General features: G+C 70.3%; 15 protein-coding genes. 2 read left to right on the forward strand and 13 right to left on the reverse strand.

Going from position 1 to position 16101, the window contains the following annotated elements; translation table 11 throughout:
* On the reverse strand, positions 1 to 727 hold a 727-nt coding region (locus C1I98_RS19815), incomplete at its 3' end, for a hypothetical protein (protein WP_146607530.1).
* Between the two features lie 420 nt (positions 728 to 1147).
* Between C1I98_RS19815 and C1I98_RS19820 the strand changes: the two genes are divergently transcribed.
* Positions 1148 to 2356, forward strand: a complete 1209-nt coding sequence (locus C1I98_RS19820) for an acyltransferase family protein (protein ID WP_111168923.1) — start codon at positions 1148 to 1150, stop codon at positions 2354 to 2356.
* Here C1I98_RS19820 and C1I98_RS19825 read toward each other — a convergent pair.
* Genes C1I98_RS19825 through C1I98_RS19860 form a run of 8 tightly spaced genes read right to left on the reverse strand, consistent with a single transcriptional unit; the run spans position 2333 to position 10708 of the window.
* Positions 2333 to 3238 (reverse strand): glycosyltransferase family 2 protein, encoded by a 906-nt coding sequence (locus tag C1I98_RS19825; protein ID WP_111168924.1) that lies wholly within the window; start codon positions 3236 to 3238, stop codon positions 2333 to 2335. The genes C1I98_RS19820 and C1I98_RS19825 overlap by 24 nt on opposite strands.
* The gene (locus C1I98_RS19830) at positions 3231 to 4727 is read right to left on the reverse strand and encodes an oligosaccharide flippase family protein (RefSeq protein ID WP_111168925.1); all 1497 of its coding nucleotides are present in this window, start codon (positions 4725 to 4727) and stop codon (positions 3231 to 3233) included. The genes C1I98_RS19825 and C1I98_RS19830 overlap by 8 nt, the downstream gene beginning before the upstream one ends.
* Entirely contained in the window at positions 4724 to 5722 is a 999-nt protein-coding gene (locus tag C1I98_RS19835) for a hypothetical protein (protein WP_111168926.1), read from the reverse strand. Before C1I98_RS19835 ends, C1I98_RS19830 begins: the two co-directional genes overlap by 4 nt.
* The gene (locus tag C1I98_RS19840; RefSeq protein WP_111168935.1) at positions 5719 to 6990 is read right to left on the reverse strand and encodes a DUF4910 domain-containing protein; all 1272 of its coding nucleotides are present in this window, start codon (positions 6988 to 6990) and stop codon (positions 5719 to 5721) included. Before C1I98_RS19840 ends, C1I98_RS19835 begins: the two co-directional genes overlap by 4 nt.
* Before the next feature lie 8 nt (positions 6991 to 6998).
* Positions 6999 to 8063, reverse strand: a complete 1065-nt coding sequence (locus tag C1I98_RS19845; RefSeq protein ID WP_111168927.1) for an NAD-dependent epimerase/dehydratase family protein — start codon at positions 8061 to 8063, stop codon at positions 6999 to 7001.
* Positions 8064 to 8070: 7 nt separating this feature from the next.
* Entirely contained in the window at positions 8071 to 8721 is a 651-nt protein-coding gene (locus C1I98_RS19850; RefSeq protein WP_233508011.1) for a PIG-L deacetylase family protein, read from the reverse strand.
* Positions 8718 to 9497: a sugar phosphate nucleotidyltransferase gene (locus tag C1I98_RS19855; protein WP_111168929.1), complete on the reverse strand. Its 780-nt coding sequence runs from the start codon at positions 9495 to 9497 to the stop codon at positions 8718 to 8720. The genes C1I98_RS19850 and C1I98_RS19855 overlap by 4 nt, the downstream gene beginning before the upstream one ends.
* On the reverse strand, positions 9497 to 10708 hold the full coding sequence (locus C1I98_RS19860; RefSeq protein WP_111168930.1) for a class I SAM-dependent methyltransferase: 1212 nt from the start codon (positions 10706 to 10708) through the stop codon (positions 9497 to 9499). Before C1I98_RS19860 ends, C1I98_RS19855 begins: the two co-directional genes overlap by 1 nt.
* Before the next feature lie 117 nt (positions 10709 to 10825).
* Between C1I98_RS19860 and rfbC the strand changes: the two genes are divergently transcribed.
* Positions 10826 to 11422 carry a dTDP-4-dehydrorhamnose 3,5-epimerase gene (rfbC, locus tag C1I98_RS19865; RefSeq protein ID WP_111168936.1) on the forward strand — a complete coding sequence of 199 codons (597 nt, stop codon included), beginning with the start codon at positions 10826 to 10828 and terminating at the stop codon, positions 11420 to 11422.
* Here rfbC and rfbD read toward each other — a convergent pair.
* The 4 genes from rfbD to C1I98_RS19885 are packed head-to-tail and all read right to left on the reverse strand — an operon-like array spanning position 11416 to position 15768.
* On the reverse strand, positions 11416 to 12276 hold the full coding sequence (gene rfbD, locus C1I98_RS19870) for a dTDP-4-dehydrorhamnose reductase (protein ID WP_111168931.1): 861 nt from the start codon (positions 12274 to 12276) through the stop codon (positions 11416 to 11418). The two genes, rfbC and rfbD, sit on opposite strands and share 7 nt — an antisense overlap.
* Positions 12273 to 13244: a dTDP-glucose 4,6-dehydratase gene (rfbB, locus tag C1I98_RS19875; protein ID WP_233508012.1), complete on the reverse strand. Its 972-nt coding sequence runs from the start codon at positions 13242 to 13244 to the stop codon at positions 12273 to 12275. Before rfbB ends, rfbD begins: the two co-directional genes overlap by 4 nt.
* A complete protein-coding gene (locus tag C1I98_RS19880; protein WP_111168933.1) occupies positions 13238 to 14305 on the reverse strand; it encodes a glucose-1-phosphate thymidylyltransferase in 1068 nt (355 codons plus the stop codon). The genes rfbB and C1I98_RS19880 overlap by 7 nt, the downstream gene beginning before the upstream one ends.
* Before the next feature lie 2 nt (positions 14306 to 14307).
* A complete protein-coding gene (locus C1I98_RS19885; protein WP_111168934.1) occupies positions 14308 to 15768 on the reverse strand; it encodes a sugar transferase in 1461 nt (486 codons plus the stop codon).
* Positions 15769 to 16101: the final 333 nt, after the last annotated feature.

Genomic DNA, 16101 nt, shown 5'->3' on the forward strand with positions numbered 1-16101 from the left:
GGGCCGGTCTGGGCGCGGGCCGGATGAGGCCGGCGTCGGGTTCTTCCGGACGCCCGAGCACCGGCTGCTCCGCCCTGTCGATCGTCAGGGCCGCGGCGACCGGGGCGGGCAGCGGCGGCCCGTCGCCCCCGGCGCCCTCGGCGCGCAGGATATGCCGCCGCCGGATGAAGTAGGCGATGGCCAGCCCGGCGATCACGCAGAACACGAACGTCGCGGCGGCGATCTGGAGCTTGGTGGACGTGGACTCCTCGGGAGCGCTCGGCGGGACGACATCGACGACGACGATGTAGGTGGAGCGGGGGGCGTTCAGCTCGCGCTGCCGGTCGACGAGCTCCTGGCGGAGCAGCCGCTGGGCCCGCGCGGTGGTGTCCTTCGCCTTCTTGGCGGATCTGCTGGTGGTCTCCACGTAGACGAACGGCCCGCTCACGCTGGCGGCCAGCAGTTCGGCGTTGCTGCGCCCGTCGTTGATGACGATCGAGGTGTCGCCCCCCTCGACGATCCCCAGCTCGGCCAGCGTCTCCGGGGAGTTCATCGTCGCGATGATCACGCCCGCGGTGACCCGCAGCCCTTCGCTGAACTGGAGCAGCGGGTTGGTCAGGCCGCCCTGCCGTTCGGGGTCGGGGGTCAGCGTGCCGCCGTTCGGGGAGGTGGTCAGCACCATCGACACGCTGGACACGTAGGTGGACGGCACCAGCAGGTAGGCGGCGGAGGCCAGGATCAGGGACACGAGGACCACCGGAGGGCCGACGAGCTTCCTCCGGGCAAGATCAAATATGGTCTTCCAGAACTCCATTATTTCCCGCCCTCTATGTGCGCCAGGGCGCCGGCAACCCTGGGACACCGTCGTTGGCCATCGTCCGCGGCAGCCTGCCTGTTACCAGGTGTAGCGCTCCACCCACATATGAAACCGTCAACCTTTGGGTTGTCAAGGCATGAAACATCAGCACACTCAAGCATAAAACGGCACAAAACGCCGCATCTGGAACGATCCCATGATCTTTCATCTCTTCGGATTCATGTTACGCAGAGAGCCTTTCATTCGATTAACAGCCGAGGGCCGAACCCCCCGTGCGACCACTCCATCGTCGCCAGCCCGCTTCGCCCGGTAGTGCCGCCAAATGACACATCGGCGACTGGAGTCACCTGAATGCAACGTTCTGTGCCGGCCGCGGACGGCCGCGCCCGGCTCGCCGGGCTCGACGGAATTCGTGGGCTCGCGGCGCTCTTCGTCGTCCTGCACCACTGCCGGCTGCTGTCCTACACCGGTTTTCCGGCCGACACGGGCCCGTGGTGGTCCGGCTGGCTGCTGTACGGGCACTTCGCGGTGGGCGTCTTCATCGTGCTGTCCGGCTTCTCCCTCGCCGTCGCCCCGGCGCGGGCCGGCTGGCGGCTCGGCGGCCTGCGGAGGTTCGCCCACCGGCGGTTGTGGCGCATCCTGCCGCCCTACTGGCCTGCCCTGGCGATGAGCCTGGTCATCGCCTGGACGCTGGTCCCCCAGCCGGGCGAGGAGGTACCGACCCTCAAATCGGTGCTGATCTACGGCCTGCTGTTGCAGGACGTCTTCGGTTCGCCCAGCCCGAACGGCGCGCTGTGGTCGATCGCCGTGGAAGCCCAGCTCTACCTGGTCTTCCCGCTCCTGATTCTGGTCGTGCGCAGGGCCGGGGCCGCCGTCATGCTGGGCGCGGTGACCGTGGTCGTGGCCGCGGTCGGGGCGCTGGCCCCGAGCGTGCCCGCCGTGGACGCGCTGATGCGGCTCACGCCGCAGTTCGCCGCGCTGTTCGCAATCGGTGTCGTGGCGGCGGGCGTCGTGTCCGCCGGGGAGCGGACGCGCCGGCTGCCCTGGCACTGGCTGGCGCTGCTCGCCTTCCTGCCGGTGCTCGCGCTGATCCTGGTCAAGGGCTCGGTGTGGACGGTCGGCAACTTCTTCTGGGCCGACCTCGCGATCGGCCCGTCGGTCGGCCTGCTGCTCGCCGCGGTGGCGACCGGACGACCGCGGTGGTTCCTGCGGTTCTTGGACACCCGGCCGGTACGCGCGCTCGGGTCGTTCTCCTACAGCCTCTACCTGACCCACGCGCCGCTGGTCGTCGTGGTGAGCCTGTTGGTGGTCGAGCCGTTCGCCGCGCCGGGCACCGGGAAGTTCCTGGCCACGCTGGCGCTCGCGGTTCCGCTCACGCTCGTGGTGGCGCGACTGTTCGCGGCGGCCTTCGAGTGGCCGTTCCAGCGGCACCGAACCTGGCCCGCGCTGCGGGAGGCCGTGCGCTCGGCCGTCTCGCGCCGGCGGGATGGTAGGCGTTCGGTTCACCACACTGACCTGGATGAGAAGGGTGAGGGTTCAGCCGTGGGCCGTTCCGCGTGACGCCGCCACCGAGGCGGCCATGCGGGCCAGCTTGCGGGTGCGGTGGGCCAGCGTGCGGCGGTGGCGGGTGCCGTACATGCGCAGCACCGCCGCGCGGGCGCGGCGGTGCTGGGCGGGGGTGAGACCGGCCAGCGGCAGCCAGCGCAGCATCTCGCGGCACTGGAGCAGCGTGGCGAACCTGGCCTGCCAGGCGGGCACGTCGAGGCGGCGGGCCAGCTTGGGCAGCCGGTCGTGCTTCCAGTTGCGGTGCGCCAGCACCTCGGGGACGTGCGCCCACGGCCCGGCCAGGGCCAGTTTGGTGGCGAACACCTCGTCCTCGCGGAGCATGTTGCGGCGCGGTATCGCCCGCACCGGCTCCCGCCTGACCATCCCGTACAGCGGGTCGATCAGCAGGTGGCTCTGGTTGAGCAGGCGCAGCATCTCGGCGAACCGCTCGACCGGGTCGGCCGAGCCCAGCGCGGTGCCCTCGTAGGCGGCGGTCTCGACGGCGCCGTCCGGGCCGATGTAGGCGACCTGCGTGGTGACCAGGACGATCCGCTCATCGCGCAGGAAGGGCTCCAGCGAGCGGGTCACGCACTGCGGTTCCAGCCGGTCGTCGTCGCCGACCCAGCGGAAGTACTCGCCCCTGGCCAGGTCGATCGCCGAGATGAAGTTGTTGAGCAGGCCCAGGTTGCGCGGGTGGCGGTGATAGACGATCCGCTCGTCGAGCGCGGCCAGCCGTCTGCACACCTCCTCGGTGTCGTCGGTCGAGCCGTTGTCGCAGATCACCAGTTCCAGGTTGGCGTGGTCCTGGGCGAGAACCGAACGGACCACTCCGGGCACCCGGCCGGCCCCGTTGTAGACGGGCAGCCCGATGGAGACCAGTGGCATGGTGTCAGGCATCGGATTCCTTCCTCAGGGCGGGGCGCAGCCCGGCCTTGACGGCCATCGAGACCATCACGGCCCGGGGCACGACGACGAGGGCGAAGGCCAGCAGCCCGCCCCCGCCCGCCACACAGAGCTGAACGAACGGGGATTCGCCCACCACGCCGGCGAGCAGGGTCATCACGACCGCCGCCACGGCCCCGCCCAGCAGCGGGCGCAGCAGGCCGAGCGCGACGGGGGGCAGCCGGACCCCCGCGCGGTGCATGACGAGGACCATCACCGGCAGCGCGTACAGCACGGCGACGCAGGCGTGCGCGATGGCCGCGCCCCTGATGCCGTCCAGCCGCCCCCCGATGAGCAGGGCCGGCACGAGCATGCCGACCCAGGAGAGGTTCAGCCACATGGTGGCCTTGGTGCTGCCGAGCGCGGCCAGGATGTCGGTGACCAGTGCGCTGAGCATGCGCACGGTCATCACGATGGCCAGGAAGCGCAGCGCCTCGGCGGCGGGCGCCCACTCGGGGCCGTACAGGAAGGTGACCAGGGCGGGCGCGAGCACGCCCATCAGCACCGCGACCGGGAGCACCACGGAGGCCAGCATGGGGATGGCCCGCCGGGCCCCTTCGGAGACCGCGTCGGCGGAGGAGTCCTCGGCCAGCCGGGAGAAGCTGGGCAGGGCCACGTAGCGTACGGCGGTGCCGATCAGCCCCGGCACCCATGCCGAGATGTTGAACGCCATCAGGTACAGGCCCAGCGCGCGCTCGTCCACGGCGCTGCCGACCAGCAGCAGGTCCACGTTGAGCAGCAGGCCCTCGATGCCCATCGTCACGCACAGCGGCAGGCCGAAGACGAGCAGACTGCGGGCCACCGCGCGGTCCAGGCCGATGCGGATGCGCACCCGCGCGAACACGATCACCAGAATGCCGGTGATCACGGCCTGGAGGAGCTGGCCGTAGGCGAAGCTCATCGCCCCCGTGCCGTGCGCGGCCAGGGTGATGGCCAGGGCCGCGTTGCCGCAGAAGCCGATCAGGTTGGCCAGCGCCAGTTTGCCGTGCTCGAAGCGGCGCATCAGCGCCGCGCTGCGCACCGCCGACAGGCCGTAGACCACGTTGGTCAGCATGAGCACCCGCATCACCCCGACCGCGTCCTCGCTCCCCACGAAGAGCGCGTAGAGCGGGGCGGCGGTCCAGAAGATCGCGTACAGGGTGACGCTGGAGACGATCGCCATCACGGTGGCCGTCGGCGCGATCTCCGAAAGCCGCCCGCGCCACTGCACGGTCGCCGCGATGATCCCGGCGTCGTTGATGTGCAGCATGAGCTGGCTGGCGGCCAGCGCGACCGCGAAGACGCCGAACTGGTCGGCGTCGATCAGCCGCGCCAGCACCAGGCTCATGACGAACGAGCCCGCCTTCATCACCACGTTGCCGAGCAGGCTCCAGCCCAGCCCGCGACCGGCCTTGCGGCCGATGTCGGCGAGGCCGTCAGTGGTGTCCGGCGGTTGTTCCTTCATCCGCTAACAGGCTCCTTGACCGGGCCAACGGCCGCGGGGACGCGCTCCAGCCAGATCTCCCGCCAGAACGGCACGAACTCCCTGGGGCAGTTGGCGTTGTACACACCCGCGCAGACGATGTCCTCAAGGATGATGCACGGGTTCTTCATCGTCAGCAGGCGGCCGGTCTTCTCGTCGATGCACCGCTCGACCCGGGCGCGCACGCGCGCCGTCCGGCCGCAGTAGCGGGCCATCTCCTCCTCGAAGCCCATGCCGCGGTTGAGCAGGTCGGCGTTGAGGGTGGCCATGATCTCGGCCTTGGATTTGATCCTGACGACCTCGCCCGGCTGGAGGCCGAGCGTGGCGGTCGGGGTCTTGCCCTCGGTGACGCCGCCCTTGACGAATCCCCAGCGCAGGCCGTCCTTGATCCACAGCCACCGGGGCAGGTACCGCTTGGCGCGGTCCTGGAAGCGGTTGAACAGCCCCACCAGGAAGGTGCGGACGCTCCCCGCCACCCCGACGTTCCCGCTGCGCACGTCGTCGGCGTACTGCCGCAGTGAGCCGAACGGCAGGCAGGTGGGCGCGGCCCGGAGGAGTTCGGTGGCCTGGCAGCGGTACCGGGCCTCGCCGTCCTCGCCGTCCTCCCGGCGGGTACTGATCGTAAGGAGCGGCAGGCTGCGCGGCGGTTCCTCGGTGGGCGGCGGGCCGGAGGCCGGCTTGAGCCACGCCTCCTTCCAGTACAGCGAGCAGGCGGTCTGGCAGCCGCCATGAGCGGCGCCGTCACAGCGCGCCCCGGTCAGGTGGACGGCCCGTTCCATCCGGCGGATGCCGCTGCGGCTGATCGTGTCGCACAGCTTGTGCGCGACCTTGTGCACGGTCATCCGCTGCCCGCAAAAGCGCAGCATCTCCGGCATGAACGGGAGGTTCTCCAGTTCGCCGTTCTCGTCGAGGGTGGCCAGGATCTCGTCCGCGCTGCGGACCTCGACCACGTCGCCGACCCGTAAGTTGGTACTCATCGGATCTCCTTCAGCAGCCCGGCCTCGGCCAGCGCCCGCGCTGCTTCCGCGACGGCGTCGAACGGCAGACCGGACTTTTCCGCGATGTCGAGCAGAGCGCAGTCCGGCGAGACGCCGTCGGACTGATTGAGCACCCACAGCATTGCCATCTGGAGTCGCTGGGTGTCGCTACGCCCGCCCAGCGAGCCGTACAGGCCGCGCCTGCCGAGTTGCGGCTCGCCGTACGGGCTGAGGTTGAGGTAGCGCCGGTTGCGTTCGAGCACCTGGAAGACCTCCCAGCAGGTCTCCAGGGTGTCGCTCATCGCCTCCGCGGAGACGAAGTCAGGGTCGTCGCCGGAGGTGTGATACTCCGGGTAGCCCGCATACGTGCTGCGGGTCATGCACCCGACCGGCAGGTTGAAGCCGGGCGAGCAGTACTGCCTCTCGTCGTAGCCGTAGGGCGAGAAGGGCAGGACGGTGTGCTCGCGCCCGGAGGCGCGCAGCACGTGGGCGGCGGCCCGGTCGATCTCGGCGTCGCCGCGCCTGCTGTGCTTGTAGGTGAGCGAGCCGCGGTCGCCCGCGCAGGCCAGTACCAGCCCGTGCGCGATCTTGTGGGCGGCCCGTTCCCGGTTGCGGGCGAGCCAGGTGATGGACCCGATCGTGCCGGGCGCGAAGACGAACCGGTAGGTGTGGTAGGGGTCCTTGAGCCGGAGCGCCAGCGACACCGCCACCGCGATGCCGGCCAGGTTGTCGTTGGCCAGCGACGGGTGGCACACGTGGCAGGAGACCAGCACCTCGCGGTCGGTACGGCCGGGCACCACGTGCTCGGCGTAGGTGAGGTGCCCGTCGGCGAGCGTTGAGTCGATCATGACCTCGTAGTCGCCCTCGGGCAGCCCCGCCAGCGTCTCGTGCCGCAGGCAGAACCCCCAGGTCTCCTTGTAGTAGCTGGTCCGGTAGGGGATCAGGTCCGGCTGCTCGGGCAACGTGTGCAGCCGGCCGCGCAGTTCGGCAAGGCTCAGCACGGTCGGCGGCACGGGCACGCTGTAGCCGACCACGTGCAGGTTGGACTCGTTGAAGTCGACGACCCTGCGGCCGGTCGCGACGTCCTTGATGTAGGCGTCACGGATGTTCCACTCCTTGGGCACGATCCAGTCGAGCACCTCGGTGCCGGTCGGCACCTCGCTCACGTCGAGCGGGATCGACTCGCCGACGATCTCAAGGGTGCGCCGCACCCCGTCGCCGGTGATGCTGCGGCACAGGGGGTACAGCCGCCGCACCAACTCGTGCATGTCGAGGGTCACAGTCCGACGGCCTCCGGCGAGCGGGAGCCGCGCAGGCCCTCGCGGGGGCGCAGCTCGGCGTCGATGGTGCCGTCCTCGCGCCGCTGGGCCAGCCGGACCAGGCGGGTGAAGCGCGGCTGGAAGTCGGCCTCGCGCAGGCCGTACCTGGTGTAGGCGTCCAGTAGTTCGGTCGCGCCGGCGGCCACCGTCCAGGTCGCCTCGAACCCGGGTACGGCGGCGCGCAGCGCCGAGAAGTCCACCCGGTAGGAGCGCGGGTCGGGCCCAGCCTCGCCGGTGATCACCAGCTTGGCCCCCGGCACCGCGTCCACGACGTGCGCGGCGATCTCCGCCACGGTGACGTTGTTGACCTCGGTGCCGATGTTGAACGGCTTGGCGTGTACGGCCTCGCGCGGGGCGGCGAGCAGCGCCATGACGGCCCGCGCGATGTCCTCGGCGTGGACCAGCGGCCGCCACGGCGTGCCGTCGGAGAGCACCCGCACCTCGCCGGTCAGGTAGGCGTGCGCGACCAGGTTGTTCAGCACGATGTCGGCACGCAGCCGGGGCGAGTAGCCGAACGCGGTGGCGTTGCGCAGGAACACCGGGGTGAAGTCGCCGTCGGCCAGCGCGACCAGGTCCTCCTCCACCCGCACCTTGGACTCGGCATAAGGGGTGACCGGCCGCAGCGGCGCGGTCTCGTCCACCAGTTCATCGCCGCCGGAGGCCCCATAGACCGAGCAGGTGGAGGCGTACATGAACCGCTTGACGCCCGCGTCCCGAGCCATCCGGGCCAGCCGTACCGAAGCGTGATGGTTGATCTCATAGGTCAGCTCGGGGGCCAGCGACCCGAGCGGGTCGTTGGACAGTGCGGCCAGATGGATCACGGCGTCGATGCCGGTCAGCAGGTCGGGCGTGACATCGCGCAGATCAACGGCGTGCCCGGACGGGTCGGGCGGCGGCGGGCCGAGCACGCAGTCGGCGAACAACCCCGAGTCCAGCCCGACCACCTCGTGCCCGGCCGCCGTGAGCACCGGGGCCATCACGCTCCCCAGATAGCCCTGGTGACCGGTGAGCAATATGCGCATCCGAATCTCAGCCTCCAGCCAGATTCAAGGTCAGTTTGTTCACGTGGAAAGCCTCCGCGTAGCGCTCGTGGCACTCGATCCCGCGGATGCGGGCCAGGCCCAGGAACGCCTCGCGGTCATACCAGGGACGCCCCCACTGCGAGGGGTAGTGACGCATCAGCAGGGCCACCTTGGCGGCGGCCACGGCCGAGGTGAGCGGCTGGTAGACCGAGGGCCGCCCCATGTCGCCGTCCCATTTGACGATCTCGTAGCCGAGCATCAGGTGGTCGCGGAAGGCCGTGGGGACCAGCTCGGCCAGGCCGCGGTGGTCCTGGTGGGCGTCGTGCGGGCTGGGCGCGATGAGCAGGTGCGGCTCGGTCTCGGCGCGCAGCCCCTCCAGGGCGTCCTTGGCCTCGTCCCAGTGCGCGGGCAGCCGCCCGTCGGGCAGCTTGAGCACCTTGACCCGGAGGTCGGCGCCCGGGCAGAAGTCGGCGAGCGCGGCCCGCTCCTCGTCCTCACGAGGGGTACCGCCGCCGGACAGCACCAGCACGTCCACCCGCACACCGGGGCGGGCCGAGCAGATCGTGAGCAGCGTGCCGCCGGCGCCGATCGGGACGTCGTCGCAGTGCGCGGCCAGCGCCACGATCCGGTCGGCCCCGGTGGGCAGCAGTCCGATCACGCCGGACGCTCCCATACCGCCCAGGGCCGGTCGCCGCGCGAGTACGCCTCGTCCAGTGCCAGCCGTTCCTTGACGGTGTCGGTGGGCCGCCAGTAGCCGCGGTGCGGGTAGGCCAGCAGCCGCCCGCTCTTGGCCAGCGCGAAGCAGCCGTCGGCGACCAGGTCGCCGCCGGACGGGATGTGGTCGAAGATCTCCTGGCGGAGCACGAAGTAGCCGCCGTTGACCCACAGCGGCATCTCGCTGACCGGCGTCACGCCGCCGACCTGGCCGTTCTCCCCCACCTCGATGCAGTGGAAGGTGGCGGGCGGCGGGACCACCATCATCGAGGCGCCCACGTCGCCGCCGTTGAACCGGTCGATGATGTCCGGCAGCGGGGCGTCGGTCAGCACGTCGGCGTAGTTGGCCAGGAACACCTCTTCGCCCTCCAGGTGCTCGCGGACCCGGCGCAGCCGTTCGCCGATCGGCGACTCGATCCCGGTCTGCACGAAGGTGATCGACCAGTCGGAGATGTCGGTGGACAGCAGTTCCACCTGGCCGCCGCGCAGCACGAAGTCGTTGGAGGTGGTCTCCTGGTAGTTCAGGAAGAACTCCTTGATGTGGTGCGCGCCGTAGCCGAGACATAACACGAAGTCAGTGTGGCCGAAGTGCGCGTAATAGCGCATCACATGCCAGATCAGCGGGCGTGGTCCGACGAGTTGCATGGGCTTGGGCACGTCGCCGGGTGTCCCGCTGCGCATGCGCGTGCCGTACCCGCCGCAGAACAATACGACCTTCACTAGACCATCTCCAGGCTCGGGATCGGGAAGACCAGGCGGCCTCCCCACTCGTGGACATAGGAAAGCTGGGCGGTCAGCTCCTCCCGCAGGTTCCACGGGAGGATCAGCACGTAGTCGGGGCGGTCTTCGGCGATCCGCTCCGGCGGCAGGATCGGGATGCGGGCTCCCGGGGTGTACTTGCCGTGCTTGTAGGGGTTCATGTCGACGGTGTAGGGCAGCAGGTCGGGCCGGATGCCGCAGTGGTTGAGCAGCGTGTTGCCCTTGCCCGGCGCGCCGTACCCCGCGACCTTCTTGCCCTGGTCGGCGGCGTGGATCAGGAACCGCAGCAGGTCCCGCCGCACCTTGCCGACCCGCGCGGCGAACTCCGCGTAGCCGGACAGTTCGGTGAGCCCGGCGGCCTTCTCTCGGGCCAGCACGTCGAGTACGGCCGGCGACGGCTCGCCCGCGTGCTCGGCCGGGGCGGCCCACAGCCGGATCGATCCACCGTGGGTCGGCAGCAGCTCGACGTCCACCAGCGCGAGCCCGCCGGTGGCCAGCGCCCGCTGCGCGGCGGCGACCGAGTAGTACTGGAAGTGCTCGTGGTAGATCGTGTCGTACTGGTTCAGCTCGATGAGCGTGAGCAGGTGCTGCACCTCGATGGACACCCTGCCGTCGTCGGCGACCAGCGCCCGCAGACCGCGGGTGAACCCCACGATGTCCGGGATGTGCGCGTAGACGTTGTTGGCCACGACCACCGAGGCGGGCCCGTGCTCGGCCCGTACGGCGGCGCCCGTCTCCGGCGTCAGGAACGCCGTCCGCGTCGGCACGCCGCGCTCCCTGGCGGCCATGCCGACGTTCTCCGACGGCTCGATGCCCAGGCAGCGCACCCCCCGCTCGACGACGTGCTGGAGCAGGTAGCCGTCGTTGCTGGCGACCTCCACCACGAACGCGTCACGTTCCAGCGCGAGCCCGTCCACGAACCTGCGGGCGTGCTCCACCCAGGAGGTCGAAAAGGAGGAGAAGTAGGCATACTCGGTGAACGTCTCCTCCGGCGTGATCAGCGGCGGGATCTGCGCCAGCCAGCACGATGTGCACACGCGCAGATGCAGCGGGTAGGCGGGTTCAGGGGCGTCCAGCTCGGCCGCGGCGAGGATCCGCTCGCAAGGCGGCGTGGCCCCCAGATCGACGACGGACGCAAGGGTCGCCGAGCCGCACAGGCGGCAGGTTCTCATTGGATGTCTCCCTTATGGCCGTGCTGGCCGACAGCTAGTTCGCTGGATCCGACGTACGCGTTACAGCACACTTCTCGAAGACGCCTTTCGCCGCTCAGGCGTGGCATGCTCTGCCCCATGGATCCCCTCAGCATCGAAGGCGCCTGGTGCCACACTCCGCGCGTCCACGCCGACGACCGCGGCCGGTTCATGGAGACCTACTCGGAACCCGCCTTGCGGGCGGCGGCCGGGCACGGGCTGCGTCTCGCGCAGGCCAACTGCTCGGTCTCCCGGCGCGGCGTGCTCCGCGGCGTCCACTTCGCCGACGTGCCGCCCGGACAGGCCAAGTACGTCACCTGCGTGTCCGGAGCGGTGCTCGACGTGGTGGTGGACCTGCGCGTGGGCTCGCCCGGGTTCGGGCGCTGGGAGGCGGTGCGCCTGGACGATGAGTCGCGGCGCTGCCTGTACGTCGCAGAAGGGCTCGGGCACGCGTTCATGGCCCTGTCCGAGCAGGCCACGGTGGTGTACCTGTGCTCGGAGGGGTACGCGCCGCAGCGCGAGCACGGCGTCCACCCGCTGGACCCGGAACTCGGCATCGAATGGCCCGCCGACATCACGCCGGTGCTGTCCGGCAAGGACGACGCCGCCCCGTCGCTGGGCGAGGCCCGCGCGAGCGGCCTCCTTCCCGACTACCAGACCTGCCTCGCCTACTACGACAAGCTGAAGAGTCACTGAACCTTCCCGAGCATCGAGGGCCAGGCGTCGCGAAACGCCGTGCGCCAGTCGCGCATGGGGGACAGCCCGGCCCTCGCCCAGCCCTCGTGCCCGAGCACGCTGTAGGCGGGCCGCCTGGCGGGCAGCGGGTAGCGCGCGGTCGGGACGGGGGTCACCCGTCCCGGGTCCGCGCCGAGCGCGGCGAAGATCTCCCTGGCGAAGCCGTGCCAGGTCGTCCGGCCCCCGTTGGTGCCGTGGTAGACGCCGCTCGGGGCCTCGGTACGGGCCAGCCGGAGCACCTGCGCCGCGAGGTCGCCGGTCCAGGTGGGCTGGCCGGTCTGGTCGTCCACGACCGCGATGGTGTCCCGTTCGGCGGCCAGCCGGATCATGGTCCGCACGAAGTTGCGGCCGCGCGGCCCGTAGAGCCACGCCGTGCGCACGACCAGGTGGCCGTACGCGAGCGCGGCGGTCTCCCCCGCCAGCTTGCCGCGCCCATAGGCGTTGACCGGGTTCACCGGGTGGTCCTCGGCGTACGGCACGCGCGCGGTCCCGTCGAACACGTAGTCCGTGGAGATCTGGACCAGCCGCGCGCCGTACCCGGCGCAGACCGCCGCGAGCGACTCCACGGCCGCGCCGTTGACCACTGTGGCCTCGGCCTCGTGCTCCTCGGCGGCGTCCACGGCGGTCCATCCGGCGCAGTTGACCACCACGTCGGGCTTGTGCTCCTCCATGGCCGCGGCGACGGCGTGCGGGTCGCGCACGTCCAGCTCGGCGTGGCCGGGCGCGGCCACCGTCTCGGGCACCGGCCCGCGGCGCAGCGCCGCCACCACGTCGGTGCCCAACATGCCCTGACCACCGGTCACCAGCCACCTCACGGCGTGCCCTCCTTCAGGGGTTTCCACCAGGCGGGGTTCTCCGCGTACCAGCGCACGGTGGCGGCCAGGCCGTCCTCGAAGCCGATCCGCGGGGTGTAGCCGAGCGCGCGCAGCTTGGCGTCGTCCAGGGAGTAGCGCCGGTCGTGGCCCTTGCGGTCGGGGACCCGCTGGACCATGTCCCAGTCCGCGTCGCAGGCGGCCAGCAGCCTGCCGGTCAGCTCGACGTTGGTCAACTCCGCGGTACCGGCGATGTGGTAGACCTCGCCGGGCTCGCCGCGCTCGGCGACCAGGCGGATGCCCGCGCAGTGGTCCTCGACGTGGATCCAGTCGCGGACGTTGCCGCCGTCGCCGTACAGGGGGACCTTGCGGCCCTGGAGCAGGTTGGTGACGAACAGCGGGATGACCTTCTCCGGGTACTGGTTGGGCCCGTAGTTGTTGCCGCACCGGGTGATCGACACCGGCAGGCCGTGGGTCACCGCGTAGGCGCGGGCGATCAGGTCGCCGCCCGCCTTGGCCGCCGAGTACGGCGAGCGCGGCGCGAGCGGGGCGTCCTCGGCCCATGAGCCGGACTCGATCGACCCGTAGACCTCGTCGGTGGACACCTGGACCACGCGCGGCGTACCGGCCGCAAGGCACGCCTGCATGAGCGTCTGGGTACCGAGCACGTTGGTCCGCACGAAGTCGGCGGCCCCGTCGATAGATCGGTCCACATGGGACTCCGCGGCGAAGTTGACCACCACGTCGTGCCCCGGGACCACGTCGGCGAGGAGCCGCGCGTCGCAGATGTCGCCGCGCACGAAGTCGTGCGGTGTCCCGTCCAGGTTGGCGGGATTACCGGCATACGTGAGCTTGTCCAGGACCGTGACCGTGACCCCGGCGGCGGCGAGCGCCCGCACATAGTGCGAGCCGATGAACCCGGCGCCGCCGGTCACGAGTACGCGCCCCTGGTCACCAGGGGGGTTCAGCAACTGATCTGCACCTTGCTGTGGTCGCCGAGCACCAGGCGGTGGGCTCGGGGCGTGGCGGGAGCGGGCGTGACCTCGACGTCATGTCCGATCAGCGACGCCTCGATGCGTCCCACGCCGGAGATCGACGCCCGCGGGAGCACGATCGAGTACTCGATCTCGCTGTGGCTGATCGAGCAGCCGGCCGCGATCGAGGTGAACGGGCCGACGTAGCTGCCGGTGATCACGGCCCCGGCGCCGATCACGGCCGGGCCGACGATGCGCGAACGGGTGACCATCGCGCCCGGCTCCACCACCACCCGGCCGATCAGCTCGCTGCCCGGATCGACCGTGCCCTCGACCCGCGCGGGCAGCGACTCCAGCACGAGCCGGTTGACCTCCAGCATGTCGGTGACGTTGCCGGTGTCCTTCCAGTAGCCGGTGACCATGGTGGACTCCACCCGGTGCCCCGCGTCGATCAGCCACTGGATCGCATCGGTGATCTCCAGCTCACCGCGCCCCGACGGCTTCAGCTCCGCCACCGCGTCGTGGATCGCGGCGGTGAACATGTAGACGCCGACCAGGGCCAGGTCGCTCTTGGGATGGCGGGGCTTCTCCTCAAGGCCGACCACGCGACCTTCGGAGTCGAGTTCGGCGACGCCGAACTGCCCGGGGTCGGCGACCTGGGTCAGCATGATCTGGGCGGCGGGCCGGTCATGCGCGAACCGGTCCACCAGCCCGTTGATCCCGCCGACGATGAAGTTGTCGCCGAGGTACATGACGAAGTCGTCGTCGGCGAGGTAGTCGCGAGCGATCGCGACCGCGTGCGCCAGCCCGAGCGGGGCGTGCTGGCGCAGGTAGGTGACCTGGAGGCCGAACGCGGAACCGTCGCCGACGGCCGCCTCGATCTCCGCGTGCGTGTCGCCGACCACGATCCCGGTCTCCCTGACGCCCGCCGCGGCGACCGCTTCGAGACCGTAGAACAGCACCGGCTTGTTGGCGACCGGCACGAGCTGCTTGGCCGACGTGTGGGTGATCGGCCGCAGCCGTGTCCCCGCCCCGCCGGCCAGCACCAGAGCTTTCACGGTCAGTAGGCTCCTTCTCCGCTTATCACGGCGGCCCAGGTCTTCCAGAGGATCTGGAGATCGAGCACGAGCGACCAGTTCTCCACGTAGCGCAGGTCGAGCCGGACCGACTCCTCCCAGGACAGGTCGGATCGGCCGCTGACCTGCCACAGGCCGGTCATGCCCGGCTTGACGACGAGGCGGCGGCGGACGTCCTCGCCGTACTTGCGCACCTCGTCGGGGAGCGGCGGACGTGGGCCGACGAGGGACATCTCGCCACGGATCACGTTGAGCAGTTGCGGGAGTTCGTCCAGCGAGTAGCGGCGCAGGAAACCTCCCACGCGGGTGATCCGCGGGTCCTTGCGCATCTTGAACAGCACGCCGTCGAACTCGTTTTCGCCGAGCAGTTCGAGCTTGCGCCGTTCGGCGTCGGCGACCATGGTGCGGAACTTGAAGACCTGGAACTCACTCCCGTCCTTGCCCACCCTGGACTGCCGGAACAGCGCGGGCCCGTCGCTGGTCGCGCGGATGATCACCGCGATGACCAGCATGGGCACGGCCAGTACGGTCAGCGCCGCCCCGGCCACGACGCGGTCGAAGGCGTTCTTCACCAGCCGCCTGGCCCCGTCGAACTCCGGGTGCTCAACGTGCAGCAGCGGCATCCCCGCCATCGGCCGGATGCTGATCCGCGGACCTGCGACGTCCAGCAGCGCCGGGGCGACGTACAACTCGGTGCGGGCGTCCTCCAGGCTCCAGGCCAGCCGGCGCAGGGCCGCGCCGTCCAGCTCGGGGCAGGCCAGGATGGCCACGGAGTCGGCTTTAGCACGTGCCACAGCCTCTGGAACGCTACCGAAGTCGCCGAGGACCTGGACACCGTCCACGTCCATCACCGGATCCGGAGCCCCGTCGGGCAGGCACGCGGCGACGATCTGCATGCCGTGGTGCGGCTGGCGGCGAAACTGCATCACCAGGTCGAGGACGGCCTCGCGATGACCTACAGCCACCATCTGTCTTACGTAATCGCCTTGCTTTCGTAGCCGATGCAGCCTTTTGCGCATCCGGTAGCGGAAGAACAACGTCAGCAGCAACGCCAGCGGGAACATCGCCATCACAAAGCTGCGCGCGATGCTCGTCTGGGTCGCGTAGGCGCCGATCGCCACCGCGGCGGTGAGCGCTAGACCGCCATTGAAGACCACCCGGAACTCCTCGGTGCCCTCGCCGTGCAGCCGCTTGCGGTAGGCGCCCCCCAGCGCCATCGCCACAGGCCAGGCCAGTGCGAGTGCCAGCCCGAGAAGTGCCTCGGTGCCGGGTACGTAGGCGCCCAGCCACAGCCGGGTGCCTACGACGATTTCGCAGGCGATCACCGCGCAAGCGAGATCGCCCGCCATCAGGATCCGAGCGTAGGACCTTGTCCAGATGCTTGGAGCCGTGCGCGCGACATCATCGAGGAGCGCCACACTGCGCTCCTCAACCCCCACCCTCATTCCACCCCACCCTGCTGCCTCTGTCTAAGCAGAAACGAGACGTGCGGCCCGTCCCTCTGGTTGACACATATCCTGGATGTATCAGGAGCGGTGGGTACCCATGGAAATCCTAAAGATCAACCACCTTGAGGGGAATAAGGCTGGATGTCCACAATCGGACGAATCATGGGGGGCGCAGGGCCTTGACGGAACGGTCCAAATGGTGTGGACCGGGCAAGGTGCGGGGGCGTCCCGTGGAGGGCGTACCGCCTGGTGATCGGGCCGAGGGCCATTCGGAGGCCGGCACGTAGCCGGTCGGCGGCTCGCCGGGAGCCCGCTGGGGCTCGTCGGGGG

Source organism: Spongiactinospora gelatinilytica (assembly GCF_003236385.1).
Classification (GTDB): domain Bacteria; phylum Actinomycetota; class Actinomycetes; order Streptosporangiales; family Streptosporangiaceae; genus Spongiactinospora; species Spongiactinospora gelatinilytica.

Bases quoted from the DNA above. Each gene is read 5' to 3' on its own strand.
- C1I98_RS19835 (WP_111168926.1), bottom strand. From the start codon at position 5,722: ATGAGTACCAACTTACGGGTCGGCGACGTGGTCGAGGTCCGCAGCGCG.
- C1I98_RS19820 (WP_111168923.1), top strand. From the start codon at position 1,148: ATGCAACGTTCTGTGCCGGCCGCGGACGGCCGCGCCCGGCTCGCCGGG.
- C1I98_RS19840 (WP_111168935.1), bottom strand. From the start codon at position 6,990: ATGCACGAGTTGGTGCGGCGGCTGTACCCCCTGTGCCGCAGCATCACC.
- C1I98_RS19885 (WP_111168934.1), bottom strand. From the start codon at position 15,768: ATGAGGGTGGGGGTTGAGGAGCGCAGTGTGGCGCTCCTCGATGATGTC.
- C1I98_RS19830 (WP_111168925.1), bottom strand. From the start codon at position 4,727: ATGAAGGAACAACCGCCGGACACCACTGACGGCCTCGCCGACATCGGC.
- rfbC (WP_111168936.1), top strand. From the start codon at position 10,826: ATGGATCCCCTCAGCATCGAAGGCGCCTGGTGCCACACTCCGCGCGTC.
- C1I98_RS19825 (WP_111168924.1), bottom strand. From the start codon at position 3,238: ATGCCTGACACCATGCCACTGGTCTCCATCGGGCTGCCCGTCTACAAC.
- C1I98_RS19860 (WP_111168930.1), bottom strand. From the start codon at position 10,708: ATGAGAACCTGCCGCCTGTGCGGCTCGGCGACCCTTGCGTCCGTCGTC.
- C1I98_RS19845 (WP_111168927.1), bottom strand. From the start codon at position 8,063: ATGCGCATATTGCTCACCGGTCACCAGGGCTATCTGGGGAGCGTGATG.